Here is a 25,295-nt window from a genome sequence, read left to right as displayed (position 1 = left end):
GTATGGATTCTACCTAAGAAGTTGAAAGCCGGACGAATGAGGAGCGTGTGACGCCCGGCACGCGCGGGGGCGCAGGCGTTCGACGTCACCCTCCGCAGACTACCGCTCACATCCCGAAGCGACGCTGGAGGTCCCCCAGCTGACCTGGCGCCCGGGGGGTACCTCCGCCCGGCACCCCCGGCTGCTGCGGCACCGCCCCCGTCGACAGCTCGCCCATCAACGCCTCGGAGGACTGGAGCAGCACCGTACCGGCGCCGACGAACTCGAACTGGTGCTCCTCGCCCGAGGCGCCGCCGATCCCGGTGAGCGCGCGCAGCCCGCCCATGAGGCCGGTCATGTAGCCGTGGTCGTAGTGGTGGCAGGGGGAGGGGCAGTCCGCCCAGCCCACCAGCGCCTGCGGGTCGACGCGCAGCGGCGGCTCCATGAAGACCACCGGGCCGTTGGACGCGGCGACGAACTTGCCCGTGCCGATCAGCGTCAGGAACCCGGGCACGATCGACTGCTTCAGGGCCAGCGACGGCTGGTAGGCGAGCAGGTTGCCCGAGCGGATCGTCAGGTTGCCGTCGTCCAGGTCGTAGGAGTTCACGTCGAACGCCCGGTCGGCGAGGAGCATCTTGCCGCTGCCCTCGGCCACCACCCAGTCGCTCGCGTGCAGCGGTGAGTGGAAGCTCGCCCGGACCAGCCGCTCGAAGCGGCCGTGCCCGATGCCGTCGAAGTTGATCTGCCCGTAGTAGGCGATCATCTTGCCCTTCTGCAGGAACCACTGGCTCCCCTTGAGCTCCACGCAGAAGGTGTACGCGTTGACGTTGTCGTCCGCCGGCAGCGTCATCGGGTCGAAGACCACGGGCCCGTTCACAGTTTTTCCTCCGACGCCTGGACGTACACCGCACCGCTGCCGCTCAGCTCCAGCTGGAAGCCCTCGCCCGAGCCGCGTCCCACCATCTCGCGCCAGCCGAGCGCGGTGGAGAGCTTGTTGCGCACCTGGCCGTGGTGGGCCACGTACGCCTGGGGGTCGACGTGCACGTCTCGGCCGGGCGCGATCGGGAGCTCGATGACCCCGCCGTGCGCCATCACGGCCACCGCGCCGTGCCCCGTGAGTGTCGTGGTGAACAGGCCCTGCCCGGTCACCTGGCCGCGCACCATGCCCATCACACCGCCCTGCGAGCCCATGAACATCGTGCCCTGCTGGAGCGTCCCGTCGAAGGCGAGCAGGCGGTCCGCCTCCACGTAGAGGGTGTCCCCGGACAGGTTGATCACGTGGATGTGGTGGCCGCCGTGGCCGAACATCACCGTGCCGTTGCCCTCGACCGTCATCAGCGGGGTCGCCTCGTTCGCCATCCGGCGGCCGATCATCGACATCATGCCGCCCTGGCCGCCCTGGATGTTCGGCGTGAACGCCACCTCGCCCCGGTAGGCGAGCATCGCCCCGCGCTGGCTGAACATCTTCTGGCCGGGGACCACCGTCGCCTCGACCATCTTGGAGTTGATCTCGCGGAAGGGCATCAGACGTTCCCCCCGATCGTGTTCCGCTCGCTGGGCTGCACGTAGACCAGTCCCTCACCCTCGAAACGGATCTGGAACGACTCGCCGGAGCCCTCGCCGATCAGCGTCCGGAAGTTGACCCCGGACTGCAGGTGCTGCTGGAGGTCGCCCTGATGGGCGATGTACGCGCCCGGGTCGACGAACAGCGGGTACTGCGCGGAGACCCGCAGCACCACGGCCGTGCCGTCCGACATGATCGCCGCCTGGCCGGTCCCCTCCACGGTGGTGGTGAACAGGCCGTTGCCCGTCGCCCCGCCGCGCAGCCCGGTGAACGTGGTGCCCGTCCGCAGTCCCGCGTCGGTGCAGAGCAGGTTGCTCGCCTCGACGTACAGCTTGTCGCCGTGCAGCGTGACGAGGTTGATCTCGCTCGCCCGGTCCGCGAAGTAGCAGGTGCCCTGCCCGGTGACCTGCATCACCGCCATCGACTCACCGGTCAGCCTGCGGGTCACCATCCCGCGCAGTCCCTCACCGCCGCCCGTCATCTTCTTGAACGACATCTGGCCCTCGTACGCGACCATCGAGCCGTTCTTCGCCTTGACGGCATCGCCTGCCAGATCGACGGCGAGCGTCTTGCTTCCCTCAAGCCGGAACATTGCCACCCGGCGAAAATAGCCGCAGCGACCGCCGCCGGAACAGGGGCAGCCGCGCGATCGGGCGCCCCGGACCGCCCCTGATACGCATCCGGTACGGGACCCGGACGCGATCGGGACGTACTTCGTACGGAACCGGGCGGGCGCGGACCGCTCCCCGCCGGACCCCGTGCGGGGCGGGCCGGGCCGCGATGTCACAATGGGGGCCGCTTGTGCGTGCGTTCACAAGCTGTCACGACCCTCCCACCGAAGGTGCCCCCGTGGACATCAAGACCGCCACCGCCCTGCACCGGCTGCGCCTCATCTCGATTCCCGAGGCGCTGTCCTTCCCCGCGCTGATCCTCTTCGGCTCGGTCCTGAGCCGGGTCTCCGACATCGACTTCCTGATGATGCCGCTCGGCATGCTGCACGGCGTGCTGTTCGTGATCTACGTGGTCCTGCTGCTCGACGTGTGGGCGAAGACCAAGTGGCCGCTGAAGCGCGTCGCGTTCTTCTTCCTGCTCTGCGTGCTGCCGTTCGGCGGCCTGTACGGGGACAAGGTGCTCAAGCGCTACGAGGCGGACAGCGTCATCGCCGCCCGGGCCCGCCGCGAAGGCACGGTCAGCGCATGATCGTCGCCTTCTCCGTCAGCCCGCTCGGGGTCGGCGAGGACGTCGGCGAGTACGTCGCCGACGCGGTCCGGGTCGTCCGTGAGTCCGGTCTCCCGAACCGCACGGACGCGATGTTCACCTCCGTCGAGGGGGAGTGGGACGAAGTCATGGACGTCGTGAAGCGCGCGGTCGCCGCCGTCGAGGCGCGCGCCGGGCGGGTCTCCCTGGTCTTGAAGGCCGACATCCGCCCCGGGGTCACCGACGGACTCACCTCCAAGGTGGAAACCGTCGAGCGGTACCTCGCGGACTGACCCTCCGTACGCACGTACGCGGAGCCCTCGCCCCCGGAACGACCGGCCGGCGGGGGCTCCCGTCATTCCGGGACGGCCAGCGCGATCCCCAGCGGCGTCCGCTCGTACAGCACCTGGTGTCCGTAGCGGCGCGAGGTCAGCAGTCCCGCCGCCCGCAGCACCGACAGGTGCTCCGACACCGAGGACGGCGCCAGGTTCAGCCGGTGGGCGAGCGCGCTCGTGCCGGCCGGCTGGTCCAGCGCGCACAGGACGTCGGCCCGCGCCCGGCCGAGCAGCCGCGCCAGGGCGTCGGGGGTGGTGCCGCCCGGCTCCGTCCACAGGCCCCCGATGCCGCGCGCCGGATAGACGACGGCCGGCAGCCAGGGGTCCTCGAAGCCGCCGACCGTGGCCGGCCAGACGAACACGGACGGCATCAGGACCAGCCCCTGCCCGCCGAGCACGCGGGAGTGCCGGGTCTTCGTGTCGTTGATGGTGAGCGTGGAGCCGGACCAGCTCAGCCGCGGGCTCAGCTCACCGAGCAGCCGCTCGAACCCCACCGCGGCCAACCGCCGCGAGTGGTAGGCCACGTCCGCCTCCAGCAGGGCGCGCAGCCTGGGCCAGTGCGGTTCGACGAGCGCACGCCAGGCCCGTTCCAGCAGGTCCGTCAGCTCCCGCAGGCTCCGCGCCGGATCGGCCAGCAGCGCTTGCCCGGCGGCCGAGGACCACGCCTCCGGCCGGTCCCTGAGCGACGCCTCGATGTCCTGGCGGGCCAGCTCCGGATCGATCGCCCGCACCGCCGCGATCTCTTCCTCGAACGAGACGAGCGGCCCCACGGGCGGCGGGCTGAAGAAGTCCGGACTGTGGCCGCCGTCCGGCATCAGCAGCCACAACGGCTCCAGCGGCAGCCCGGCCGCCGCCTCCCGGATGCGCCGCAGCCACGGCAGGTGGTAGCCCTGCTGCCCCGGCCGTGCCAGCACCCGCACGGCCGACTGGGTCTCCCACAGCGGCGAGAGCGCGAAACGGCAGCGCAGCAGATCGCTCTCGTCGAAATGCAGGTGGAAGGACATGGCGGGCCCCGGGAAGATTCGGCTGGGGCCGAAAGTCTACGGTCGGCCGCCCCGTTCCCGCAGGCTGCGCCCATGCCGAGAGACACCACCGACCCCCGGGCGGGCCATCCCCGCGACACCCCCGAACCCGCCATCGCCGGACCGGTCCCTCTCCCGGCTCCGCCCCCGGAGCGCCCCGGCCCCCCTGACCCGAGCGGTCCGGCAGCGCCCCGGGAGCGGGCCCCTCGCGGCTACCGCTCCGTATTCGCCGTACGCGAGTTCCGGGCGGTGTTCGCCGCGCACCTGCTCTCGCTGCTCGGCGTCGTCGTCAGCGAACTCGCGCTCACCGTCTTCGTCTACGACCTCACCTCGTCGCCCCTGCTCAGCGCGCTCACGTTCGCGCTCGGCATGCTCCCGTACCTCGTCGGCGGCACCCTCTTCGCCGGCATCGCGGACCGCTACCCCGCCCGCCGGGTGCTGGTCACCTGCGATCTGATCTGCGCGGCCTGCGTCGCCGTGATGATCCTTCCGGGCACGCCGGTCGCCGGGCTCCTGGGGCTGCGCTGCCTGGTGGCCGCAGTCTCGCCGGTCTTCACCGGGACGCGGATGGCCGCGCTCACCGACATCCTGGGCGAGGGCGAGCTGTTCGTACTGGGGCGCTCGCTGCTGCGGATCGTCTCGCAGAGCGCGCTGCTCGCCGGGTTCGGCGTCGGCGGGCTGCTGCTCGCGGTGCTCTCCCCGCGCGGCGCGATCACGGTCACCGTGTTCACCTTCCTCGGCTCGGCGGCGCTGCTGCGCCTCGGCACCCGCGACCGCCCGGCCCGCGCCGGGCGGGGCGGCGGCTCCACCCTGCTGCGGGAGTCGCTGTCCGGCGCCCGGCTGGTCCTCGGCCACCGCCGCGTCCGCGCCCTGATGCTGCTGTTCTGGCTGCCCCCGCTTTTCGTCGTCGCGCCGGAGGCGGTCGCGGCGCCGTACGCCGACGAGATCGGTGTGGGCCCGGCCGCGCTCGGGCTGCTGATGTGCGCCATGCCCGTCGGCCACATCGCCGCCGAGCTGTACGCGGGCTCCGCGCTGCGCCCGCGTACCCGCGAGCGGATCGTGCTGCCGCTCGCCGCCGCCGGGCTGCTGCCCCTCGCGATGTACGCGCTGACGCCGGGCGTCGCGGGAGCCGCCGCCGTCCTCGTGGTCGTCGGCGTCTCGTCCGCGTACAACATCGGCCTCGACCAGTGGTTCGTGGCGGCCGTCCCCGAGGAGCTGCGCGGCCGGGCCATGACCCTGCTCACCGCCGGGCTGATGACGCTCCAGGGCGTCGGGATGGCGCTGACGGGGCTCGCCGCCGAGTTCTTCCCCGTCCACCAGGTGGTCGCCGGGGCGGGTGTCCTCGGCACGCTGTGCCTGCTCCCGCTGGTCGCGGAGGTCCGCAGAACCGCACCCACGGCCCCGGACCGGACCGAAGTTCGAGACGGGGAGGACCGACAAGTTCCCCATGGGTAAGGTCGTGGCCGTGCCGAAGCCGCTCAGCCTTCCCTTCGATCCCATCGCCCGCGCCGACGAGCTCTGGCAGCAGCGCTGGGGCCCGGTCCCGTCCATGGGGGCGATCACCTCGATCATGCGCGCGCAGCAGATCCTGCTCGCGGAGGTCGACGCCGTCGTCAAGCCGTACGGGCTGACGTTCGCGCGGTACGAGGCGCTGGTGCTGCTCACCTTCTCCAAGGCGGGCGAGCTGCCGATGTCCAAGATCGGTGAGCGGCTGATGGTCCACCCGACGTCCGTGACGAACACGGTGGACCGGCTGGTGCGCTCCGGCCTGGTCGACAAGCGCCCGAACCCCAACGACGGGCGGGGCACGCTGGCCTCCATCACGGACAAGGGGCGCGAGGTCGTGGAATCGGCGACCCGGGACCTGGTCGCGATGGAGTTCGGACTCGGGGTGTACGACGCCGAGGAGTGCGCCGAGATCTTCGCGCTGCTGCGGCCGCTGCGCATCGCCGCGCAGGACTTCGAGGAGATCTGAGAGACGCGGTTCCGGCGCCCGGCCCGCTGCAAGATCGCCCCGGACGTCCGGTTACGCTCGATGCCATGAAACGCAGTGTGCTGACCCGATACCGGGTGATGGCTTACGTCACCGCCGTCATGTTGCTGATCCTCTGCGTGTGCATGATCTTCAAATACGGCTTCGACAAGGGTGAGGGCCTGACGCTCGTCGTCTCCCAGATCCACGGCGTGCTGTACATCATCTACCTGATCTTCGCCTTCGACCTGGGCTCCAAGGCGAAGTGGCCGATGGGCAAGCTCGCCTGGGTGCTCATCTCGGGCACGATCCCTACGGCCGCGTTCTTCGTCGAGCGCAAGGTCGTCCGCGAGGTCGAGCCGCTGGTCGCCGACACGACCCCCGCGGCCCCCGCAGGCGTCTGACCTCACCGAACCGCCCCGCGCGAAGCGCCGGGCGGTTTGTCATCGACATTTACTAGGACGTCCTAGTAAATTGGTGGCATGGACGCTGACGCGATCGAGGAAGGCCGCCGCCGCTGGCAGGCCCGTTACGACAAGGCCCGCAAGCGTGACGCGGACTTCACCACGCTCTCCGGCGATCCGGTCGAGCCCGTGTACGGCCCCCGCCCCGGGGACGCGTACGAGGGCTTCGAGCGGATCGGCTGGCCCGGCGAGTACCCCTTCACCCGGGGACTCCACCCGACCGGCTACCGGGGCCGCACCTGGACCATCCGCCAGTTCGCCGGCTTCGGCAACGCCGAGCAGACCAACGAGCGCTACAAGATGATCCTGGCCGCCGGCGGCGGCGGGCTGAGCGTGGCCTTCGACATGCCGACGCTCATGGGCCGCGACTCCGACGACCCGCGCGCGCTCGGCGAGGTCGGCCACTGCGGCGTCGCCATCGACTCCGCCGCCGACATGGAGGTCCTGTTCAAGGACATCCCGCTCGGCGACGTCACGACGTCGATGACGATCAGCGGTCCGGCCGTCCCGGTCTTCTGCATGTACCTGGTCGCCGCCGAACGCCAGGGCGTCGACCCGGCCGTCCTCAACGGCACGCTCCAGACGGACATCTTCAAGGAGTACATCGCGCAGAAGGAGTGGCTCTTCCAGCCCGAGCCCCATCTGCGCCTCATCGGCGACCTGATGGAGCACTGCGCGAGCTCCATCCCCGCGTACAAGCCGCTCTCCGTCTCCGGCTACCACATCCGCGAGGCCGGGGCGACGGCCGCGCAGGAGCTGGCGTACACCCTCGCCGACGGCTTCGGTTACGTGGAGCTCGGCCTCTCGCGCGGGCTCGACGTCGACACCTTCGCGCCCGGCCTGTCCTTCTTCTTCGACGCGCACCTCGACTTCTTCGAGGAGATCGCCAAGTTCCGCGCCGCCCGCCGGATCTGGGCGCGCTGGATGAAGGAGACGTACGGCGCGAAGACCGACAAGGCCCAGTGGCTGCGCTTCCACACCCAGACCGCCGGTGTCTCGCTCACCGCGCAGCAGCCGTACAACAACGTCGTACGCACCGCCGTCGAGGCCCTGTCCGCCGTCCTCGGCGGTACCAACTCGCTGCACACCAACGCCCTCGACGAGACCCTGGCGCTCCCCTCCGAGCAGGCCGCCGAGATCGCGCTGCGCACCCAGCAGGTGCTGATGGAGGAGACCGGCGTCGCCAACGTGGCCGACCCGCTGGGCGGTTCCTGGTACGTGGAGCAGCTCACCGACCGCATCGAGGCCGACGCCGAGAAGATCTTCGAGCAGATCAAGGAGCGCGGCACCCGCGCCCACCCCGACGGGCAGCACCCGGTCGGCCCGATCACCTCCGGCATCCTGCGCGGCATCGAGGACGGCTGGTTCACCGGCGAGATCGCGGAGTCCGCCTTCCGCTACCAGCAGTCCCTGGAGAAGGGCGACAAGCGGGTCGTCGGCGTCAACGTCGCGCACGGCTCGGTCACCGGCGACCTGGAGATCCTGCGCGTCAGCCACGAGGTCGAGCGCGAGCAGGTCCGCGTCCTCGCCGGCCGCAAGGAGGGCCGCGACGACGCCCGGGTCAAGGGCGCCCTGGACGCCATGCTGGCCGCCGCCCGCGACGGCTCCAACATGATCGCGCCCATGCTCGACGCGGTCCGCGCGGAGGCGACCCTCGGCGAGATCTGCGGCGTCCTGCGCGACGAGTGGGGCGTCTACACGGAGCCGGCGGGCTTCTGACGTACGTACGGCCGCGCGGTCGCCGCTAGCCCGCGGCGGCCGCGCCCAGACCCGCCAGCAGCAGCAGCGTGAAGCGCCGGGCCCAGTCGGCATCGACGGGCTCGGCGCTCACCAGCGTCCGGTGCACCACCGCGCCGGCGATCACATCGAAGATCAGGTCCGCCGTCAGGTCCGCCGTGGCCTCGTCCGGCTCGACGGGCAGCTCGCCGCGCTCCTGCGCCCGCCGCCGCCCCTGGAGCACGAGCCGCTTCTGCCGGTTGACGATCGAGTCGCGGATACGGGCCCGCAGCGCCTCGTCCCGCGTCGACTCCGCGACCACCGCCATCAGCGCGGTCCGGGTCTCCGGCCGGTCGAGCAGCGCGGCGAACTGCAGCACCACCGCCTCCACATCGGCGGCCAGGCTGCCCAGGTCCGGCAGCTCCAGCTCGTCGAAGAGCACCGCGACCGCGTCCACGACCAGCTCGTTCTTGCCCGCCCAGCGCCGGTAGAGGGTCGTCTTGGCGACCCCGGCCCGCGTCGCCACGTCACCCATCGTCAGCTTCGACCAGCCGAGTTCCACGAGCGACGCTCTGGTCGCCTCCAGGATCGCCTCGTCGGCCTGGGCGCTGCGAGGGCGTCCCGATCGTGTGGGTTTGGGGTGGCTACGGCTGAGCATGCGGCGACCATACCCGCCAGTAGGTAAATCCGACCGGCCTCCGAAGCCGTGAGACAGATCACCGAACACTCTTGTGCACGAGGGGTCGTAGCCAGTTACGCTACGGGTCGTAGCGTAAGGCGTCGGCCCCGGCCGGCGTGAGCGCCACGAACGAACGACAGCCACAGGCGCCGGGTGGGGACCGGGCGCCGAACCGGGTCTTTCAGGGGCCCCGGAACCGTGTCTGTCCGTCCGTCTCGCACACCGGCGAGGGGCTCGGACGGGCGCGGTTCACGTATCGCTTTCCGGAACAGCGCACCGAGGGGGGAGGATGTACGCATGCAGCCCAGAAACATGTCCATGAGCGGCGTCGTCGACCTCGCCGCGGTGAAGGCGGCCGGAGAGGCCAAGGCGAAGGCGGAGCAGACCCGCGCCGAGGCCGCGCGCCAGGGCGGCCCCGCGGCCGTACCCGCGTCCTCCCTCGTGATCGACGTCGACGAGGCGGGCTTCGAGAACGACGTCCTCCAGCGCTCCGCCGAAGTGCCCGTCGTCATCGACTTCTGGGCCGAGTGGTGCGAGCCGTGCAAGCAGCTGGGCCCGCTCCTGGAGCGCCTGGCCCACGAGTACAACGGCCGCTTCCTGCTGGCCAAGGTCGACGTCGACGCCAACCAGATGCTGATGCAGCAGTTCGGCATCCAGGGCATCCCGGCGGTCTTCGCCGTCGTCGCCGGACAGGCGCTGCCGCTCTTCCAGGGCGCGGCCCCCGAGGCCCAGATCCGCCAGACCCTGGACCAGCTGATCCAGGTCGGCGAGGAGCGCTTCGGCCTCACCGGTATCGCGGTCGACCCGTCGGCGGCGGGCGAGCCGGCCCAGGCCCCGGTGCCGCCGGGCCCCTACGACTCCCTCCTGGAGGCGGCCGCGCAGGCACTGGACGCCAACGACTTCCCGGGTGCCGTGCAGGCGTACAAGAACGTCCTGTCCGACGACCCGGCCAACACGGAGGCCAGGCTCGGCCTCGCCCAGGCGGAACTGCTGGCCCGGGTGCAGGAGACGGACCCGCAGAAGGTGCGCCAGGAGGCCGCCGAGAAGCCGGCCGACGTGGACGCGCAGCTGGCGGCGGCCGACCTCGACCTCGTCGGCGGCCATGTGGAGGACGCCTTCGGCCGGCTCGTGGACACCGTCCGCCGTACGTTCGGCGAGGACCGCGACCGGGTGCGGCTGCGGCTGCTCGACCTCTTCGAGGTGATCGGCCCGGAGGACCCGAGGGTGGGTGCCGCGCGCACCGCGCTGGCGCGCGTCCTGTTCTGATCCGATTGGTCCGGCGCGATTGTGCCGAACTGACAACACGGCCGCGGCGGCCTCCGGGCGCCGCGGCCGTTTTCGCGATCAGGCGATAAGAGTGGGCCCTGCTTTACCAAATCTTGATAAAAGCACGGCCTGTTACTCGCAGTAAATCGATCTTCGGGGTCTGTCCCGTTTCGCTCCCGCTTCCTCCTTTTCGTCCTCCATCCCGGCGCAACCCTGTGTGGCCGCTCGGTGTCAGCAGGTCGTGGCCCGGTTATGAGGGCGTTACCAGCGAGTAACGAACCCCCTTGTGTCCCGGCCGGGAATGGACCACGATCGGCCACGCTCGGTCCAATAACGCCAGCCCGGTTGCCAGTCGGGAGCGGCGGCTCCATTGGGTCCCCACCGGGCGGGCCGGCGGCAGTGGCGCCGGCTCCGGACAGGGGGGTTCCTGCCGGCCGGCAGGGCCTGTCCGATCGGGTTACGCACACGCGTGACCAGTGGTTGTCGCTCGGGGGTGATCGCCGGTGATGCGGACGCGGTACACGCCTTCGTATCCGGGCGCTCTCCTTTCCGAGGACGTAGCACTTCTCCCATCCCAGGTCGGGCAGGATGCCGGACCGGAGATGTACGTCCGAGAAGGAGGAAAAATATGAGTTCCCAGGTTCGCGGTGGCACGAGATGGAAGCGTTTCGCTGTCGTCATGGTGCCGAGCGTCATAGCCACCGCCGCCGTCGGCGTCGGTCTGGCCCAGGGCGCGCTCGCCGCGTCCTTCAGCGTGTCGGGCCAGGAGTTCAAGGTCACGGCCGCCGAACTGAAGGGCGAGAACTTCGTCCAGTACGGCAGCATCGCGACCGAGGACGGCGCCGACCCCACGAAGGAGGGCAAGGCGCACGCCGTTGCCGTCTCGGGGTTCAGTCACGCCACCATCACCAAGATGTGCCAGTCGGTCGTCACCCCCAACCTGCCCTTCGGGCTGGGCAGCGTGACGCTGCGGCTGACCGCCGGTGACCCGAAGGACACCGACAAGAAGGTCGACGCCACCGGGCTCTACCTCGATGTCTCGGAGCTCAAGGGTGACGCCGAGTTCGGCAACATCGACATCGGTGTGCGCACGGGCGATCTGAAGAACCCGGGCGTCCAGCCCAACGCCGGCAAGTACGTCAACCCCAACGGGTTCTCCCAGCGGGCCGAGACCGCCACGCTGACGGGCGTGCAGCAGAAGGCGTGGGCCACCACGGCAGGAACGTTCAAGCTGCCGGGTCTGCACCTTTCGCTGTCCAAGGGCGTCAACGAGTGCTACTAGGGCACTCGCCCGGGCGGTCGGGGGCGCACAACGGGTCCCCGGCCGCCCACCCTTCTCTTTCTCACAGCAGTACCGGTTCCCAGGGAGCTGTTTTCCATGAGCCCCGAATCCCAAGGGCAGAACGAGCACTACCTCTCCGTCGCCCGGCGAGGCTTCCGCACCTGGCGGGGTGACCGGCCGTTCTGGGCCGGACTGTTCACCATGCTGGGCGGCTTGCCCATCATGTACTTCCCGTACGCGAACATGCACCTCGGCAACGTGACGCTGGCGATGTCCACCACGGCCGGGGCCGGTTCGCTGATCATCGGCGTCCTGCTCGTCACGCTGGGCCTGACGATGTGGTTCCACAGCATCGTCCGCGTGTTCGCCGGTGTCGCGGCGATTCTGCTGGCCCTCATCTCCATACCCGTCGCCAACATCGGCGGCTTCCTGATCGGCTTCATCTTCGCCCTGCTCGGCGGCGCGCTCTCCGTGTCGTGGGCCCCGGGCGAGGCGCAGGCGGAGGAGGGGACCGCGCCCGTCGCGGCCGTTCCCGCCACGGAGGCCCCGGAGACCGTCTCGTTCGCGAAGGACGAGCAGCTTCCCGAGGGCGCGCTCCACGGGGCGGGCATCCCCGAGCAGCAGGCGTACGACATGAGCGGCGAGACCGAGGGCGGGAGGCATCGTGCGGGGTGACGACAAGCAGGCCGACCGCGCGGACGAGAACGGGCTCCAGGAACGCAGAGGGCCCCGCCACGCCGCCCCCAGGAAGTCGCTGCTGACGAAGCTCCACATGCCGTCGGGCAAGAAGGCGTTCGCGCTCGCCGCGATGCCGACGGCGGTCTTCGTCGGGATGGGGCTCACCCCGAGGCTGGCGATGGCCGACGACTCGACGGACATCCCCTTCGCGCCCGGCCCCTGTGTGACCCGCTCCGACGAGCCGAGCGAGTCGGCGGACCCGACGCCCTCCGCGTCGAAGACGCCGTCGCCGTCCACGAGCGAGAGCGCGAAGCCGACGCCGGGGACGACCGACAAGGCGGCCCCGGAGCCCACGGCCACGGGCTCGGCGGCCGACACCGGCAGCGAGGCCTCCGACACCGCGAAGAGCACCGACACCGCGAAGAAGGAGAGCACCGACGCCGCCCCGGCCGACGAGCCCGCGGCCACTCCGTCGCCCACCAAGTCGAGGAACCCGCTCGACCCGCTGGGCCTCGGCGACGCGCTCAAGGACCTCTTCGACGGCCCGGACAAGGAGACGGCGAGCCCGTCCCCGACGCCCACCACCGCGAGCCCGAAGCCGTCCGCCACCGCGGACACGAAGGACGAGGCCGAGGACAAGCCGGCCGCGAAGTCCGTCGAGAAGGCCACCGGCGCGGCGAAGGACACCGCCGACAAGACCACCGAGGCGATCCGCGAGGCGGCCGGCAAGGCGGGGCAGACGGTCGAGGAGCTCGACGAGGACGTCAAGGGCACCGACGCCAAGAAGGACGAGGACATCCCGGACGGCGCCAAGCAGCCGTTCCCGTGTCCGACCGCGGACCCGGAGGCCCTGGCCAACGCGAAGGCGGAGCAGGGCATCCCGCTGCTGCCCAGCGACCCGTGGATCCTGGAGAGCTCGCTGCTCACCCTGAACGGGCTCGACTACAAGGGCATCGTCGAGGTGCAGAAGGGCGACGGCACCACCAAGAAGGTGCTGAAGTTCACCGCGTCCTCGATCGACATCAAGGACCTGCACCAGCTGACGACCGGCCCGATGCCCGGGACCACCGGCCATGTGCAGGCGAGCAAGGGCTCGACCTCCACCATCCGGAACGGCACGGTGACGATGTACACGGAGGAGCTGAAGGGCAACCTCTTCGGCCTCATCCCGATCACCTTCAGCCCGGAGACCCCGCCTCCGCTGAACGTCCCGTTCGCCTTCTTCACGAAGGTGAAGGTGACCCAGGCAGGCCAGTTCGGCGGCACGCTGACCGTGCCCGGCCTGCACAACTACTTCACCAAGGACGGCGCCTGACGGCTCCCTCCGGCACGGCGACGGCCCGGCACCCCCACGGGGGTGCCGGGCCGTCGCCGTGGGCGTCAGCCCTTGGCCTGGCCGCCCACGTGGTGGACGCGGACCATGTTGGTGGTGCCGGGGACGCCGGGGGGCGAGCCGGCCGTGATGACCATCGTGTCGCCCTCGTTGTAGCGGCCGAGCTTCAGCAGCTCCGAGTCGACCAGGTCGACCATCGCGTCCGTGGTGTCCACGTGCGGGACCACGTGGGCCTCGACGCCCCAGCTGAGCGCCAGCTGGTTGCGGGTGGACTCGTCCGTGGTGAAGGCCAGGATCGGCTGCGCCGCGCGGTAGCGGGACAGGCGACGGGCGGTGTCACCGGACTTGGTGAAGGCGACCAGGGCCTCGCCGCCCAGGAAGTCCGCGATCTCGCAGGCCGCGCGGGCCACCGAACCACCCTGCGTACGGGGCTTCTTGCCCGGCACCAGCGGCTGGAGGCCCTTGGAGAGCAGCTCCTCCTCGGCGGCGACCACGATCTTCGACATGGTCTTGACGGTCTCGATCGGGTACGCGCCGACCGAGGACTCCGCGGAGAGCATGACCGCGTCCGCGCCGTCCAGGATCGCGTTGGCGACGTCGGACGCCTCGGCGCGGGTCGGGCGGGAGTTGGTGATCATCGACTCCATCATCTGGGTCGCCACGACCACCGGCTTGGCGTTGCGCCGGCACAGCTCCACCAGGCGCTTCTGCACCATCGGGACCTTCTCCAGCGGATATTCGACGGCGAGGTCGCCACGGGCGACCATCACACCGTCGAACGCCATGACGATGCCCTCCATGTGCTCGACGGCCTGCGGCTTCTCCACCTTGGCGATGACGGGGACCCGGCGGCCCTCCTCGTCCATCACCTTGTGGACGTCCTTGATGTCGTCGGCGTCGCGGACGAAGGAGAGCGCGACCAGGTCGCAGCCCATCCGCAGGGCGAAGCGCAGGTCCTCGACGTCCTTCTCGGACAGGGCCGGGACGTTGACCGCGGCACCCGGCAGGTTGATCCCCTTGTGGTCGGAGATCACCCCGCCCTCGATGACGATGGTGTGGACCCGGGGGCCGTCGACGGAGACGACCTTCAGCTCGACGTTGCCGTCGTTGATCAGGATCGGGTCGCCCTTGGCGACGTCACCGGGCAGGCCCTTGTAGGTCGTACCGCAGATCGACTTGTCCCCGGGGACGTCCTCGGCGGTGATGACGAACTCGTCCCCGCGGACCAGCTCGACCGGGCCCTCGGCGAACTTCGCCAGGCGGATCTTCGGGCCCTGGAGGTCGGCGAGCACGCCGACCGCCCGCCCGGTCTCGGCGGCGGCCTTGCGGACCCGGTCGTACCGACCCTGGTGTTCCGCGTGGGAGCCGTGACTGAAGTTGAAACGGGCCACGCTCATGCCGGCCTCGATCAGAGCGACGAGCTGCTCATGGGAGTCGACGGCGGGGCCGAGGGTGCAGACGATTTTGGAACGGCGCATGAGGCGGATCCTATCGGTTTGTTTCGCTGCGGAATATTCCGGCTGGTGGAAGATACAAAAGGGCGCGGGGCCGCTCAGTTGTCGACCAGTGCGAAGGTCTGATTCGCGATTTCCAGCTCCTCGTCCGTCGGCACCACGGCGACCGCGACCCGTGCGTAGTCCGGCGAGATCAGCCGGGGCACCCCGGACCGTACGGCGTTGAGATCCGCGTCCACCGCGAGGCCCATCTCCTCCAGGCCGGCGATCGCAGCCTCCCGTACCGGGGCGGAGTTCTCGCCCACCCCCGCCGTGAAGACCACGGCGTCCACCCGGCCGAGCACCGCCGAATAGGCGCCGATGTACTTCTTCAGCCGGTGGATGTAGATGTCGAAGGCGAGCGCGGCACGCTCGTCGCCCTCGTCGATCCGGCGCCGGATCTCCCGCATGTCGTTGTCGCCGCACAGCCCCACCAGGCCGCTCTTCTTGTTGAGCAGGACGTCGATCTCGTCCGCCGACATCCCCGCCACCCGCTTCAGGTGGAAGGTGACGGCCGGATCGATGTCACCGGAGCGGGTACCCATGACCAGCCCCTCCAAGGGGGTCAGCCCCATCGACGTCTCCACGCACCGCCCGCCCGCGACCGCCGACGCCGACGCCCCGTTGCCCAGGTGCAGCACGATGACGTTGACGTCCTCCGGCTCCTTGCCCAGCAGCCGGGCGGCCTTGCGGGAGACGTACGCGTGCGAGGTGCCGTGGAAGCCGTAGCGGCGGATGCGGTGGGCGTCGGCCGTCTCCACGTCGATCGCGTACCGCGCCGCGTACTCCGGCATCGTCGTGTGGAACGCCGTGTCGAACACCGCCACCTGCGGCAGGTCCGGGCGCAGCGCCGTCGCGGTGCGGATGCCCGTGATGTTGGCCGGGTTGTGCAGCGGCGCCACGGGGACCAGGCGCTCGATCTCCTTGAGGACCTCGTCGGTGATCACGGTCGGCTCGGTGAACCGCAGCCCGCCGTGCACGACCCGGTGCCCGATCGCCGCCAGCTCGGGGGAGTCCAGGCCGAGCCCGTCGGCCGCCAGCTCCTCGGCCGCGGCCTTCAGCGCCTCGTCGTGGTCGGCGATCCGGCCCTCGCGCTCCCGGGGCTCGCCGCCGTCGCCGCTCAGCGGGGTGTGGACGAGCCGGGAGGTCTCCTCGCCGATCCGCTCGACGAGCCCGGACGCCAGCCGGGAGCGGTCGCACATGTCGAGCAGCTGGTACTTCACGGAGGAGGAGCCGGAATTGAGCACGAGCACCCGGCTCGGCCTGCCGTCGGCCGCGGTCTCTTCGGTGTTCGGGGTGGTCATGCGGGTCACTCCTCGCCCTGTGCCTGGATCGCCGTGATGGCCACGGTATTCACGATGTCCTGCACGAGCGCTCCCCGGGACAGGTCGTTGACGGGTTTGCGCAGCCCCTGGAGGACCGGGCCGACGGCCACGGCGCCCGCCGAGCGCTGCACGGCCTTGTAGGTGTTGTTGCCGGTGTTCAGGTCCGGGAAGATCAGGACCGTCGCCTGCCCCGCCACCTCGGAGCCGGGCAGCTTGGTCGCGGCGACGGTCGGCTCGACCGCGGCGTCGTACTGGATGGGGCCCTCGATCCTGAGGTCCGGGCGGCTCCCGCGCACCCGGTCCGTCGCCTCGCGGACCTTGTCGACGTCGGCGCCGGTGCCCGAGGTCCCGGTCGAGTACGACAGCATCGCGATGCGCGGGTCCACGCCGAAGCGGGCGGCGGTGGCGGCCGACTGGACGGCGATGTCCGCGAGCTGCTCGGCGTCCGGGTCCGGGTTGACCGCGCAGTCTCCGTACACCAGCACCTTGTCGGCGAGGCACATGAAGAAGACCGAGGACACGATGGAGGCGTCGGGCTTCGTCTTGATGATCTCGAACGCGGGCCGGATCGTCGCCGCCGTGGAGTGCACCGCGCCGGAGACCATGCCGTCGGCCAGGCCCTCCTGGACCATCAGGGTGCCGAAGTAGTTGACGTCCGAGACGACGTCGTGGGCCAGCTCGACCGTCACCCCGCGGTGCGCCCGCAGCTGCGCGTACCGCTCGGCGAACGACTGGCGCAGCTCCGAGGTCTGCGGGTCGATGAGCTGGGTGTCGGCCAGGTCGATGCCCAGGTCCGCGGCCTTCTTGCGGATGGCGTCGACGTCGCCGAGGAGGGTGAGGTCGCAGACGTCGCGCCGCATCAGCACGTCGGCCGCGCGCAGCACCCGCTCCTCGCTGCCCTCCGGCAGCACCACCCGGCGCCGGTCCGCGCGCGCCTGCTCCAGCAGCTCGTGCTCGAACATCATCGGCGTGACCCGGCCGCTGCGGGCGACCGAGACCCGGTCGAGGAGCGCGGCGGTGTCGACATGGCGCTCGAAGAGGCCGAGCGCGGTCTCCGCCTTGCGCGGGGTCGCCGCGTTGAGCCTGCCCTCCAGGGCGAACAGCTCCGCGGCGGTGGGGAAGGAGCCGCCGGCCACCGAGACGACCGGGGTGCCCGGTGCGAGCCGTGCGGCCAGCGTGAGTATCTCCTCGCCTGGCCGCTCGTCCAGGGTCAGCAGAACCCCGGCGATCGGCGGCGTCCCGGCGCTGTGCGCGGCGAGGGAGCCGACCACCAGGTCCGCCCGGTCCCCGGGCGTCACCACCATGCACCCCGGGGTCAGCGCCTTCAGCAGGTTCGGCAGCATCGCCCCGCCGAACACGAAGTCCAGCGCGTCCCTGGCGAGCCCCGAGTCGTCGCCGAGGAGCACCGTGCCGTCCAGGGCCGCGGTGATCTGGGCGACCGTCGGCGCAGAGAGGGCCGGGTCGTCCGGCAGCACCGAGCAGGGCACCGGCAGGGTGGCGGTCAGCCGCTCCGCGACGACGTCCCGGTCGGCCGGGGCGACCCGGTTCACGATCATCGCGAGGACGTCGCAGCCCAGGCCCGAGTAGGCCCGGTACGCGTTGCGGGTCTCGGCGCGCACCGACTCCGCGTTCTGGTCCCTGCCGCCGACCACCGCGATCACCGAGGCGCCGAACTCGTTGGCGAGGCGGGCGTTGAGCGCCAGCTCGTCGGGGAGCTGGGTGGCGGCGAAGTCGGTGCCGAGGACGAGGACCACCTCGTAGTCCACGGCCACCCGGTGGAAGCGTTCGACGAGCCGGGAGACCAGTTCGTCGGTACCCTGCTCGGCCTGGATCGCGGAGGCCTCGTGGTAGTCCATCCCGTAGACCGTGCGCGGGTCCTGGGAGAGCCGGTAGCGCGCCCGCAGCAGCTCGAACAGCCGGTCGGGGTCGTCGTGGACCAGGGGGCGGAAGACCCCGACCCGGTCCACCTGGCGGGTCAGCAGCTCCATGACGCCCAGGTCGACGACCTGACGGCCGTCCCCCCGGTCGATCCCGGTCACGTACACGCTGCGCGTCACGCGTGCTCTCCCGTCGTCTCTGGTCCGGTATGGTGCCCGGTTCGAGTGGTAATCGCCCGTTTGACGATACCCGTGGGGGCGGAGGGGCCGCCCGCCGGACGCCTGCCCCGCGAAGCCGCGGGCAGGCGGCCCCGCGGCGGCCGGGAGCGCGAGCCGCGCGCCCGGCGTGGGACACTCGTCGTGACTCACGGTACGGGGGAGGCGATGAAGCCCCCGCCCCGCATGCCGACGGACGGGCCCAGCGAGCAGGAGATACAGCAGGATGCGCATCGGAGTTCTCACCGCAGGCGGCGACTGCCCCGGCCTCAACGCCGTGATCCGTTCGGTCGTCCACCGGGCCGTCGTCGGTCACGGAGACGAGGTCATCGGCTTCGAGGACGGCTTCAAGGGCCTCCTCGACGGCCACTTCCGGCCCCTCGACCTGAACGCGGTCAGCGGCATCCTCGCCCGCGGCGGCACCATCCTCGGCTCGGCCCGCCTGGAGCGCGACCGGCTGCGCGAGGCCGCCGAGAACTGCGCGGAGCTGAGCCGCCGTTACGGGATGGACGCGCTGATCCCGATCGGCGGCGAGGGCACGCTCACCGCCGCCCGGATGCTGTCCGACGCCGGGATGCCCGTCGTCGGTGTGCCCAAGACCATCGACAACGACATCTCCTCCACCGACCGCACGTTCGGCTTCGACACCGCCGTGGGCGTCGCGACCGAGGCCATAGACCGTCTGAAGACCACCGCCGAGTCCCACCAGCGCGTGATGGTCGTCGAGGTGATGGGCCGCCACGCGGGCTGGATCGCCCTGGAGTCCGGCATGGCCGGCGGCGCGCACGGCATCTGCCTGCCGGAGCGCAGGTTCGAGGTCGACGACCTGGTCAAGATGGTCGAGGAGCGCTTCGCGCGCGGCAAGAAGTTCGCCGTCATCTGCGTCGCCGAGGGCGCGCACCCGGCCGAGGGCTCCATGCCGTACGCCAAGGGCGAGATCGACCAGTACGGGCACGAGCGTTTCCAGGGCATCGGCAACCGGCTGGCCGTCGAGCTGGAGAAGCGGCTCGGCAAGGAGGCCCGGCCGGTCATCCTCGGCCACGTCCAGCGCGGCGGCACGCCGACCGCGTACGACCGCGTCCTCGCCACCCGCTTCGGCTGGCACGCGGTGGAGGCGGCGCACCGCGGCGACTTCGGCCGCATGACCGCGCTGCGCGGCAACGACGTCGAGATGGTCCCGCTCGCCGAGGCCGTCACCCAGCTCAAGACGGTCCCGCTGGACCGGATGCACGAGGCCGAGTCGGTCTTCTGACCGGTGTGCGACAGGGGGCTCGCGGAAGCGGGCCCCCTTTCCGTTACGCCGAGGGGTCCGCCGTCTCCCAGAACCGGGGCACGATCCGGGCGAGGAAGGCCCGCCCCTCCTCGCCGGTGTTGCCCGGCCGGTCGGTGCCGGTGCTGCTCCAGCTGAGCGTGGACACCATCAGTGCCTGGTAGTCGGCGTGCAGCCGCTCCAGGCTCTCCTGAATGCGGCGCCGGTCCAGCGGCACCAGCTTGGCCACCGGCCGGCCGTACGCCTGCCAGCGCGTCGTCACCGCGCTGCGCAGCAGCTCCGCCAGCTCCTCCTCCCGCCCGGTCGCCGTCACGAAGTCCGCGGGCGTCAGGCCCAGCGCCTCGCTCAGCGCGGCGGACTGGCGCTCGTTGCCGCGCCAGCGCCCCGACTCCTCCATCCGCAGATACGCGGAGGTGGCCATCCCGAGCCGGCCGGCCAGCTCGTCCGGCGACAGCTCCCGGGAGACCCGGTGCTCGCGCAGGCTGCGCGCGGCGGTGAGCAGCTCGCCCGGGGCGCACCACAGCACCCCCGCGAGCGCGGTGAGTTCGTAATCCGAGGGGAGCGCGAGTCCGCGCTCCCAGGCGGCCACCGTCTCGGCGGTGATCCGTAGTCCGTACTGGGCGCCGAGGCCGTAGGCGACATGGCCGGGGGCCATACCCAGGGCCTCGCGAAGTCTTCGCGCGGCGGGAGCGTTGAAAGGCGGGGTGGGGTGCACGGGCCCACCGTAGGAGGCCGGAGCCTGTCTGACTACGGTGTGTTCGCCCGAGAATACGGCTCATAGGAAGGTCCTAGGTGCAAAAGCCGCAAGATGGGACCGGTCGCCCCCGGTTCAGTGCTTTCCGGCCCGCCACCGGTAGTGCAGCTCGGGCCGCCCCACCTGCCCGTACTGCGGACTGCGCACCGCCAGCCCCACGCCCACCAGGTGTTCCAGATAGCGGCGCGCGGTGATGCGGGAGATCCCCAGCTCCTGGCCGGCCGCAGCGGCCGTCACCCCGTCCGGGGCCGCCCGCAGCGCCCCGGTCACCGCCTCCAGCGTCGGCGCGCTCAGCCCCTTGGGAAGCCGGGCGGGGTCCGGGGCGCGCAGCGCGGCCAGCGCCCGGTCCACCTCGTCCTGCCCGCTCGCCTCCCCGGCCGCCGCCCGGAACTCCGCGTACCGCACCAGCCGGTCCCGCAGGGTCGCGAAGGTGAACGGCTTCAGCACGTACTGGACGACGCCCAGCGAGACCCCCTCCCGGACCACGGCCAGATCGCGGGCCGAGGTCACCGCGATCACGTCCGCCGGGTGCCCGGCCGCCCGCAGCGAGCGCAGCAGCTGGAGCCCGTGCCCGTCGGGCAGGTAGAGGTCCAGGAGCAGCAGGTCGACCGGGGTGCGCTCCAGCGCCCGCACCGCCTCGGCGCGCGAGTGCGCCACGGCCGCCACGGCGAAGCCGGGCACCCGGCCCACGTACAGCTGATGGGCGTCGGCCGCCACGGGGTCGTCCTCGACGACCAGGACCCGGATCACGAGACGCCCTCCTTCGGCGCCGCCGCGAGCGCCCCGCCCTCCCGGGCCAGCGGCAGTCGTACGGTGAACTCCGCGCCCTCGCCCGGACCCTGCTCCAGCGTCACCGTTCCGCCGCCGCGGTGCGCGGCCTGGCGGACCAGGGCGAGGCCCAGACCGCGCCCGGCGCCGTGCGTCGACCAGCCGCTGCGGAAGACCTCGGTGGCGTCCGCCGGGTCGACCCCGGACCCGTTGTCCGCGACCCGCAGCAGCAGCTCGTCCCCGTCGGTGAGCGCGGTGACCGTGACCCGGCCGCGCCGGGCCGCACCGGCCGCCTCCTGGGCGCCGGTCACCGAGTCCACCGCGTTGTCGATGAGATTGCCGAGGATGGTCACCAGATCGCGGGCGGGCAGCGTCGCCGGCAGGGCGCCGTCGTCCATGAGGCTGTCCTCGGCGAGCACCAGCTCCACGCCCCGCTCGTTCGCCTGGGCCGCCTTGCCCAGCAGCAGGGCCGCGAGCACCGGTTCGGCGACCGCGCCCACCACCCGGTCGGTGAGCGCCTGGGCCAGCTCCAGCTCCTCCGTGGCGAAGCCCACCGCCTCCTCCGTCCGCCCCAGCTCGATCAGCGAGACCACCGTGTGCAGCCGGTTCGCCGCCTCGTGCGCCTGGGAGCGCAGGGCCCGGGTGAAACCGCGCTCCGAGTCCAGCTCCCCGGACAGCGCCTGGAGCTCGGTGTGGTCCCGCAGGGTCACCACGGTCCCGCGCCGCTCGCCGCCGACCACCGGGCGCGTGTTGACGACGATCACCCGGTCCGCCGTCAGGTGCACCTCGTCCACCCGCTCCTCGGAGGCGAGCAGCGCCCCGGTCAGCGGGGCCGGCAGGTCGAGGTCGGCGACCCGGCGGCCGACCGTGCCCGGGGCCAGGCCGAGCAGTTCCCGCCCCGCGTCGTTGATCAGGGCGATCCGGTGCTGCCCGTCCAGCATCAGCAGTCCCTCGCGCACCGCGTGCAGGGTCGCCTCGTGGTAGTCGTGCAGCCGGCTCAGCTCGGCCGCGTTCATGCCGTGCGTGTGCCGCCGCAGCCGGGCGTTGATCACGTACGTGCCGAGGCCGCCGAGCACCAGCGCCGCGCCGGCCGCCAGGGCCAGGGCGCCCAGCTGCGCGCGCACCTGCGAGGAGACCCGGTCCACGGTGATGCCCGCGCTGACCAGGCCGGTGATCCGGCCGCCGTCGCGGACGGGGGTGACCACGCGTATCGACGGCCCGAGCGTGCCGGTGTACGTCTCCGAGAAGGTCTCCCCGCGCAGCGCCCGCGCGGTGTGCCCGAGGAAGGTCTCACCGATCCGGCCGGTGTCCGGATGCGTCCAGCGGACCCGGTCCGGACTCATGATCGTGATGAAGGCGATCCCGGTGTCCTTGCGTACCCGCTCCGCGTACGGCTGGAGCGCGGCCGAGGGGTCCTCCGTGCGGATCGCCTCCCGGACGGACGGCGATCCGGCCACCGAGAGGGCCACCGCCCGCACCTGCCGCTCCGCCGTCTCCTCGGCCTGCCCGCGCCCGGAGACGTACGCGAAGAAGGCGCACCCCGCGACGACGGCCGCCACCAGCACCACCTGCCACGCGAACAGCTGGCCGGCCAGGCTGCGCGGTCGGGTACGGGGAAAACGCATGCCGACCAGTGTGCCTGGCCGAAAACCTAGGTGGGGCCGGCCATCGGGGGGCGGCGTCGCGGGGCTGGGCACGCACATCTGCGGCGTTGTCGTCAATCAACAACGCTCCGCGTTGCCTCAATCCTCCGCCTTGCAGCTGCACGCACCCAGCCCCGCTCCTTCTTCCACCCCCCGATGGTCGGCCCCACCTGTGAACGAAATGCACGCAACGGTGACCGGGGTCACAGCGGGCGGGATAGTCGCCGGGACCCCCGGCACGGGGGTGGGACGAGGACGACCCGAGGAGACCCCCGTGGCTGTGACCGCCGCCGAGCCGGAACGCACGAAGCCGGACCGTACGAAGTACCTGTATCTCGCCGTGATCGTGGCGGTGGGCCTCGGCATCCTCGTGGGCTTCGTCGCCCCCGACGCCGCCGTCGAGCTCAAGCCCATCGGCACCGGGTTCGTGAACCTGATCAAGATGATGATCTCGCCGATCATCTTCTGCACGATCGTCCTGGGCGTCGGCTCGGTCCGCAAGGCCGCCAAGGTCGGCGCCGTCGGCGGCCTCGCCCTCGGCTACTTCCTGGTGATGTCCACGGTCGCCCTGGCCATCGGCCTCGTCGTCGGCAACATCCTGGAGCCGGGCTCCGGCCTCCACCTCACCGAGGCCGTCCGGGCCGCCGGTGAGAAGCAGGCGTCCGGCGCCGGCGAGTCCACCACGGACTTCCTGCTGGGCATCATCCCGACCACCATCGTGTCGGCCTTCACCGAGGGCGAGGTCCTCCAGACCCTGCTCATCGCCCTGCTCGCGGGCTTCGCGCTCCAGGCCATGGGCTCGGCGGGCGAGCCGGTGCTGCGCGGCATCGGGCACATCCAGCGCCTCGTCTTCCGTATCCTCGCCATGATCATGTGGGCGGCCCCGGTCGGCGCGTTCGGCGCGATGGCCGCCGTGGTCGGCGAGACCGGCGTGGACGCGCTGAAGTCCCTCGCGGTCATCATGATCGGCTTCTACGTCACCTGCGCGCTCTTCGTCTTCGTGGTGCTCGGCGCGATCCTGCGCCTGGTCGCGGGGCTCAACATCTTCAAGCTGCTGAAGTACCTGGGCCGCGAGTTCCTGCTGATCCTGTCCACCTCCTCCTCCGAGTCGGCGCTGCCCCGGCTCATCGCGAAGATGGAGCACATGGGCGTCAGCAAGCCCGTCGTCGGCATCACCGTGCCGACCGGCTACTCCTTCAACCTGGACGGCACCGCGATCTACCTGACGATGGCCTCGCTGTTCATCGCCAACGCCACCGGCGACCCGCTGAGCATCGGCGAGCAGATCTCGCTGCTGGTCTTCATGGTCATCGCCTCCAAGGGCGCGGCGGGCGTCACCGGCGCCGGTCTCGCCACCCTCGCCGGCGGCCTCCAGTCGCACCGCCCCGAGCTCGTCGACGGCGTCGGCCTGATCGTCGGCATCGACCGCTTCATGAGCGAGGCCCGCGCCCTGACGAACTTCGCGGGCAACGCGGTCGCCACGGTCCTCGTCGGAACCTGGACCAAGGAGATCGACCGCGCACGGGTGGACCAGGTGCTCTCCGGCGCGCTGCCCTTCGACGAGAAGATGATCACCGACGAGGGTCCGGCCGAGCCGTACGTCCCCGACGCCCGCGAGGGCGGCCCTCTGGAGAAGCCCGCTCCCGCCAAGGTCTGAACCGTCCTTGCCTTGACGTCGGCGTCAAGGATTACGGTCGCGGTATGCGAATCGGGGAGCTGGCCGAACGGGCCGGGACGACGACGCGGACGCTGCGCTACTACGAGTCGCGCGGGCTGCTGCCCGCGCGACGGGCGGTGAACGGCTACCGCACGTACGACGAGAGCGATCTGCGGCTCATCCAGCAGATCCGGACCCTCCAGGACTTCGGGTTCGACCTGGAGGAGACCCGGCCCTTCGTGGAGTGCCTGCGCGCGGGGCACCCCGCCGGGGACGCCTGCCCCGGTTCGCTCGCCGTCTACCGGCGCAAGCTCGGCGAGCTCGACGAGCTCATCGAGCAGCTGCGGGCGGTCCGCTCGGAGGTCGGCGCCCAGCTGGCCCGCGCCGAGCTGGAGGCGGCCGCCGAGCTGCCCGGCGGCCCCGAACCACGCTGCGAACTGGGAGGATGACAGATGATCCACGTAACGGGTGTCGACGAGGTCACCGACGAGACCTTCGACGCCGAGGTGCTGGGCGAGACGCGGCCCGTCCTGGTCGAGTTCACCGCCGACTGGTGCGGACCCTGCCGCCAGCTCGCCCCGGTCCTGGGCGCCGTCGCCGAGGAGGAGCGCGAACGGCTGCGCGTCGTCCAGATCGACGTCGACCACAACCCGGGGATCAGCGCCCGGTACGGGGTCCTGTCGATGCCGACCCTGATGGTCTTCCGGGCCGGTGAGCCGGTGAAGTCCATGGTCGGCGCCCGCCCCAAGCGGCGCCTCCTCCAGGAGCTCGAGGACGTGCTCTGAACCGCCCGAGGGGGCGGGGC

25 protein-coding genes are annotated in these 25,295 nt (G+C 71.4%); 14 read left to right on the top strand and 11 right to left on the bottom strand.

What is annotated here, in order from left to right; all coding sequences use genetic code 11:
* Positions 1-106: 106 nt before the first annotated feature.
* Genes BLW14_RS09165 through BLW14_RS09155 form a run of 3 tightly spaced genes read right to left on the bottom strand, consistent with a single transcriptional unit; the run spans position 107 to position 2,135 of the window.
* Complete coding sequence (locus BLW14_RS09165; RefSeq protein ID WP_093706102.1) at positions 107-856, bottom strand: AIM24 family protein; 750 nt, start codon at positions 854-856, stop codon at positions 107-109.
* Positions 853-1,503 (bottom strand): AIM24 family protein, encoded by a 651-nt coding sequence (locus tag BLW14_RS09160; protein WP_093706100.1) that lies wholly within the window; start codon positions 1,501-1,503, stop codon positions 853-855. Before BLW14_RS09160 ends, BLW14_RS09165 begins: the two co-directional genes overlap by 4 nt.
* Complete coding sequence (locus BLW14_RS09155; RefSeq protein ID WP_093706098.1) at positions 1,503-2,135, bottom strand: AIM24 family protein; 633 nt, start codon at positions 2,133-2,135, stop codon at positions 1,503-1,505. Before BLW14_RS09155 ends, BLW14_RS09160 begins: the two co-directional genes overlap by 1 nt.
* 257 nt (positions 2,136-2,392) lie before the next feature.
* On the opposite strand from BLW14_RS09155, the gene BLW14_RS09150 reads away from it, so the two are divergent.
* On the top strand, positions 2,393-2,743 hold the full coding sequence (locus BLW14_RS09150) for a DUF3817 domain-containing protein (RefSeq protein WP_018102592.1): 351 nt from the start codon (positions 2,393-2,395) through the stop codon (positions 2,741-2,743).
* Positions 2,740-3,033, top strand: a complete 294-nt coding sequence (locus BLW14_RS09145; RefSeq protein ID WP_014048385.1) for an MTH1187 family thiamine-binding protein — start codon at positions 2,740-2,742, stop codon at positions 3,031-3,033. Before BLW14_RS09150 ends, BLW14_RS09145 begins: the two co-directional genes overlap by 4 nt.
* 62 nt (positions 3,034-3,095) lie before the next feature.
* Here the strand turns inward: BLW14_RS09145 and BLW14_RS09140 are convergent, their stop codons facing one another.
* Complete coding sequence (locus tag BLW14_RS09140; protein WP_093706096.1) at positions 3,096-4,079, bottom strand: ArsR/SmtB family transcription factor; 984 nt, start codon at positions 4,077-4,079, stop codon at positions 3,096-3,098.
* Between the two features lie 72 nt (positions 4,080-4,151).
* Between BLW14_RS09140 and BLW14_RS09135 the strand changes: the two genes are divergently transcribed.
* The 4 genes from BLW14_RS09135 (at position 4,152) to BLW14_RS09120 (ending at position 8,252) form a co-directional block, all read left to right on the top strand.
* Complete coding sequence (locus BLW14_RS09135; protein ID WP_093706094.1) at positions 4,152-5,552, top strand: MFS transporter; 1,401 nt, start codon at positions 4,152-4,154, stop codon at positions 5,550-5,552.
* A gap of 10 nt (positions 5,553-5,562) precedes the next feature.
* Positions 5,563-6,072: a MarR family winged helix-turn-helix transcriptional regulator gene (locus BLW14_RS09130; RefSeq protein WP_026171455.1), complete on the top strand. Its 510-nt coding sequence runs from the start codon at positions 5,563-5,565 to the stop codon at positions 6,070-6,072.
* 65 nt (positions 6,073-6,137) lie between these two features.
* A complete protein-coding gene (locus BLW14_RS09125; protein ID WP_093706092.1) occupies positions 6,138-6,473 on the top strand; it encodes a DUF3817 domain-containing protein in 336 nt (111 codons plus the stop codon).
* A gap of 78 nt (positions 6,474-6,551) precedes the next feature.
* Entirely contained in the window at positions 6,552-8,252 is a 1,701-nt protein-coding gene (locus BLW14_RS09120; protein WP_093706090.1) for a coenzyme B12-dependent isobutyryl-CoA mutase large subunit, read from the top strand.
* Between the two features lie 25 nt (positions 8,253-8,277).
* Here BLW14_RS09120 and BLW14_RS09115 read toward each other — a convergent pair whose 3' ends face one another.
* A complete protein-coding gene (locus BLW14_RS09115; protein WP_093706088.1) occupies positions 8,278-8,907 on the bottom strand; it encodes a TetR/AcrR family transcriptional regulator in 630 nt (209 codons plus the stop codon).
* A 318-nt stretch (positions 8,908-9,225) separates the two neighbouring features.
* On the opposite strand from BLW14_RS09115, the gene BLW14_RS09110 reads away from it, so the two are divergent.
* From BLW14_RS09110 to BLW14_RS09095, 4 genes are all read left to right on the top strand, one after another.
* Entirely contained in the window at positions 9,226-10,194 is a 969-nt protein-coding gene (locus BLW14_RS09110) for a tetratricopeptide repeat protein (protein WP_093706086.1), read from the top strand.
* A 628-nt stretch (positions 10,195-10,822) separates the two neighbouring features.
* Positions 10,823-11,476 (top strand): DUF6230 family protein, encoded by a 654-nt coding sequence (locus BLW14_RS09105; RefSeq protein WP_256332719.1) that lies wholly within the window; start codon positions 10,823-10,825, stop codon positions 11,474-11,476.
* A gap of 96 nt (positions 11,477-11,572) precedes the next feature.
* Positions 11,573-12,151: a DUF6114 domain-containing protein gene (locus BLW14_RS09100; RefSeq protein WP_093706082.1), complete on the top strand. Its 579-nt coding sequence runs from the start codon at positions 11,573-11,575 to the stop codon at positions 12,149-12,151.
* Entirely contained in the window at positions 12,141-13,469 is a 1,329-nt protein-coding gene (locus BLW14_RS09095; RefSeq protein ID WP_093706080.1) for a hypothetical protein, read from the top strand. The genes BLW14_RS09100 and BLW14_RS09095 overlap by 11 nt, the downstream gene beginning before the upstream one ends.
* Before the next feature lie 65 nt (positions 13,470-13,534).
* Here the strand turns inward: BLW14_RS09095 and pyk are convergent, their stop codons facing one another.
* The 3 genes from pyk to pta form a co-directional block, all read right to left on the bottom strand.
* A complete protein-coding gene (gene pyk / locus BLW14_RS09090; protein WP_093706078.1) occupies positions 13,535-14,965 on the bottom strand; it encodes a pyruvate kinase in 1,431 nt (476 codons plus the stop codon).
* 74 nt (positions 14,966-15,039) lie between these two features.
* Entirely contained in the window at positions 15,040-16,284 is a 1,245-nt protein-coding gene (locus BLW14_RS09085; RefSeq protein ID WP_093706076.1) for an acetate kinase, read from the bottom strand.
* A 5-nt stretch (positions 16,285-16,289) separates the two neighbouring features.
* Entirely contained in the window at positions 16,290-18,362 is a 2,073-nt protein-coding gene (gene pta / locus BLW14_RS09080; RefSeq protein ID WP_093706074.1) for a phosphate acetyltransferase, read from the bottom strand.
* 262 nt (positions 18,363-18,624) lie between these two features.
* Between pta and BLW14_RS09075 the strand changes: the two genes are divergently transcribed.
* Positions 18,625-19,650 carry an ATP-dependent 6-phosphofructokinase gene (locus BLW14_RS09075; protein ID WP_018521207.1) on the top strand — a complete coding sequence of 342 codons (1,026 nt, stop codon included), beginning with the start codon at positions 18,625-18,627 and terminating at the stop codon, positions 19,648-19,650.
* Positions 19,651-19,693: 43 nt separating this feature from the next.
* Here BLW14_RS09075 and BLW14_RS09070 read toward each other — a convergent pair whose 3' ends face one another.
* The 3 genes from BLW14_RS09070 to BLW14_RS09060 all read right to left on the bottom strand — a co-directional run bounded on the left by BLW14_RS09070 (position 19,694) and on the right by BLW14_RS09060 (position 22,815).
* Complete coding sequence (locus BLW14_RS09070; RefSeq protein WP_093706072.1) at positions 19,694-20,323, bottom strand: helix-turn-helix domain-containing protein; 630 nt, start codon at positions 20,321-20,323, stop codon at positions 19,694-19,696.
* Positions 20,324-20,497: 174 nt separating this feature from the next.
* Positions 20,498-21,172 (bottom strand): response regulator, encoded by a 675-nt coding sequence (locus BLW14_RS09065; protein WP_093706070.1) that lies wholly within the window; start codon positions 21,170-21,172, stop codon positions 20,498-20,500.
* The gene (locus BLW14_RS09060) at positions 21,169-22,815 is read right to left on the bottom strand and encodes a sensor histidine kinase (protein ID WP_093706068.1); all 1,647 of its coding nucleotides are present in this window, start codon (positions 22,813-22,815) and stop codon (positions 21,169-21,171) included. Before BLW14_RS09060 ends, BLW14_RS09065 begins: the two co-directional genes overlap by 4 nt.
* Before the next feature lie 298 nt (positions 22,816-23,113).
* Here BLW14_RS09060 and BLW14_RS09055 point away from each other — a divergent pair, with 298 nt between their 5' ends.
* From BLW14_RS09055 to trxA, 3 genes are read left to right on the top strand one after another with little or no spacing between them, the layout of a single operon-like run.
* A complete protein-coding gene (locus BLW14_RS09055) occupies positions 23,114-24,490 on the top strand; it encodes a cation:dicarboxylate symporter family transporter (RefSeq protein WP_093706066.1) in 1,377 nt (458 codons plus the stop codon).
* 44 nt (positions 24,491-24,534) lie between these two features.
* Positions 24,535-24,939: a MerR family transcriptional regulator gene (locus BLW14_RS09050; RefSeq protein ID WP_093706064.1), complete on the top strand. Its 405-nt coding sequence runs from the start codon at positions 24,535-24,537 to the stop codon at positions 24,937-24,939.
* 3 nt (positions 24,940-24,942) lie between these two features.
* Complete coding sequence (gene trxA / locus BLW14_RS09045) at positions 24,943-25,275, top strand: thioredoxin (protein ID WP_018521213.1); 333 nt, start codon at positions 24,943-24,945, stop codon at positions 25,273-25,275.
* The last annotated feature ends 20 nt before the right edge of the window (positions 25,276-25,295 follow it).

Origin of the sequence: Streptomyces sp. 2131.1, assembly GCF_900105515.1 — a bacterium.
GTDB lineage: Bacteria > Actinomycetota > Actinomycetes > Streptomycetales > Streptomycetaceae > Streptomyces > Streptomyces drozdowiczii.
This window is presented reverse-complemented; position numbering and strand designations above follow the sequence as displayed.

Bases quoted from the DNA above. Each gene is read 5' to 3' on its own strand.
- BLW14_RS09160 (WP_093706100.1), bottom strand. From the start codon at position 1,503: ATGCCCTTCCGCGAGATCAACTCCAAGATGGTCGAGGCGACGGTGGTC.
- BLW14_RS09155 (WP_093706098.1), bottom strand. From the start codon at position 2,135: ATGTTCCGGCTTGAGGGAAGCAAGACGCTCGCCGTCGATCTGGCAGGC.
- BLW14_RS09145 (WP_014048385.1), top strand. From the start codon at position 2,740: ATGATCGTCGCCTTCTCCGTCAGCCCGCTCGGGGTCGGCGAGGACGTC.
- BLW14_RS09140 (WP_093706096.1), bottom strand. From the start codon at position 4,079: ATGTCCTTCCACCTGCATTTCGACGAGAGCGATCTGCTGCGCTGCCGT.
- BLW14_RS09135 (WP_093706094.1), top strand. From the start codon at position 4,152: ATGCCGAGAGACACCACCGACCCCCGGGCGGGCCATCCCCGCGACACC.
- BLW14_RS09125 (WP_093706092.1), top strand. From the start codon at position 6,138: ATGAAACGCAGTGTGCTGACCCGATACCGGGTGATGGCTTACGTCACC.
- BLW14_RS09120 (WP_093706090.1), top strand. From the start codon at position 6,552: ATGGACGCTGACGCGATCGAGGAAGGCCGCCGCCGCTGGCAGGCCCGT.
- BLW14_RS09115 (WP_093706088.1), bottom strand. From the start codon at position 8,907: ATGCTCAGCCGTAGCCACCCCAAACCCACACGATCGGGACGCCCTCGC.
- BLW14_RS09110 (WP_093706086.1), top strand. From the start codon at position 9,226: ATGCAGCCCAGAAACATGTCCATGAGCGGCGTCGTCGACCTCGCCGCG.
- BLW14_RS09105 (WP_256332719.1), top strand. From the start codon at position 10,823: ATGAGTTCCCAGGTTCGCGGTGGCACGAGATGGAAGCGTTTCGCTGTC.
- BLW14_RS09100 (WP_093706082.1), top strand. From the start codon at position 11,573: ATGAGCCCCGAATCCCAAGGGCAGAACGAGCACTACCTCTCCGTCGCC.
- pyk (WP_093706078.1), bottom strand. From the start codon at position 14,965: ATGCGCCGTTCCAAAATCGTCTGCACCCTCGGCCCCGCCGTCGACTCC.
- BLW14_RS09085 (WP_093706076.1), bottom strand. From the start codon at position 16,284: ATGACCACCCCGAACACCGAAGAGACCGCGGCCGACGGCAGGCCGAGC.
- BLW14_RS09075 (WP_018521207.1), top strand. From the start codon at position 18,625: ATGCGCATCGGAGTTCTCACCGCAGGCGGCGACTGCCCCGGCCTCAAC.
- BLW14_RS09070 (WP_093706072.1), bottom strand. From the start codon at position 20,323: ATGGCCCCCGGCCATGTCGCCTACGGCCTCGGCGCCCAGTACGGACTA.
- BLW14_RS09060 (WP_093706068.1), bottom strand. From the start codon at position 22,815: ATGCGTTTTCCCCGTACCCGACCGCGCAGCCTGGCCGGCCAGCTGTTC.
- BLW14_RS09050 (WP_093706064.1), top strand. From the start codon at position 24,535: ATGCGAATCGGGGAGCTGGCCGAACGGGCCGGGACGACGACGCGGACG.
- trxA (WP_018521213.1), top strand. From the start codon at position 24,943: ATGATCCACGTAACGGGTGTCGACGAGGTCACCGACGAGACCTTCGAC.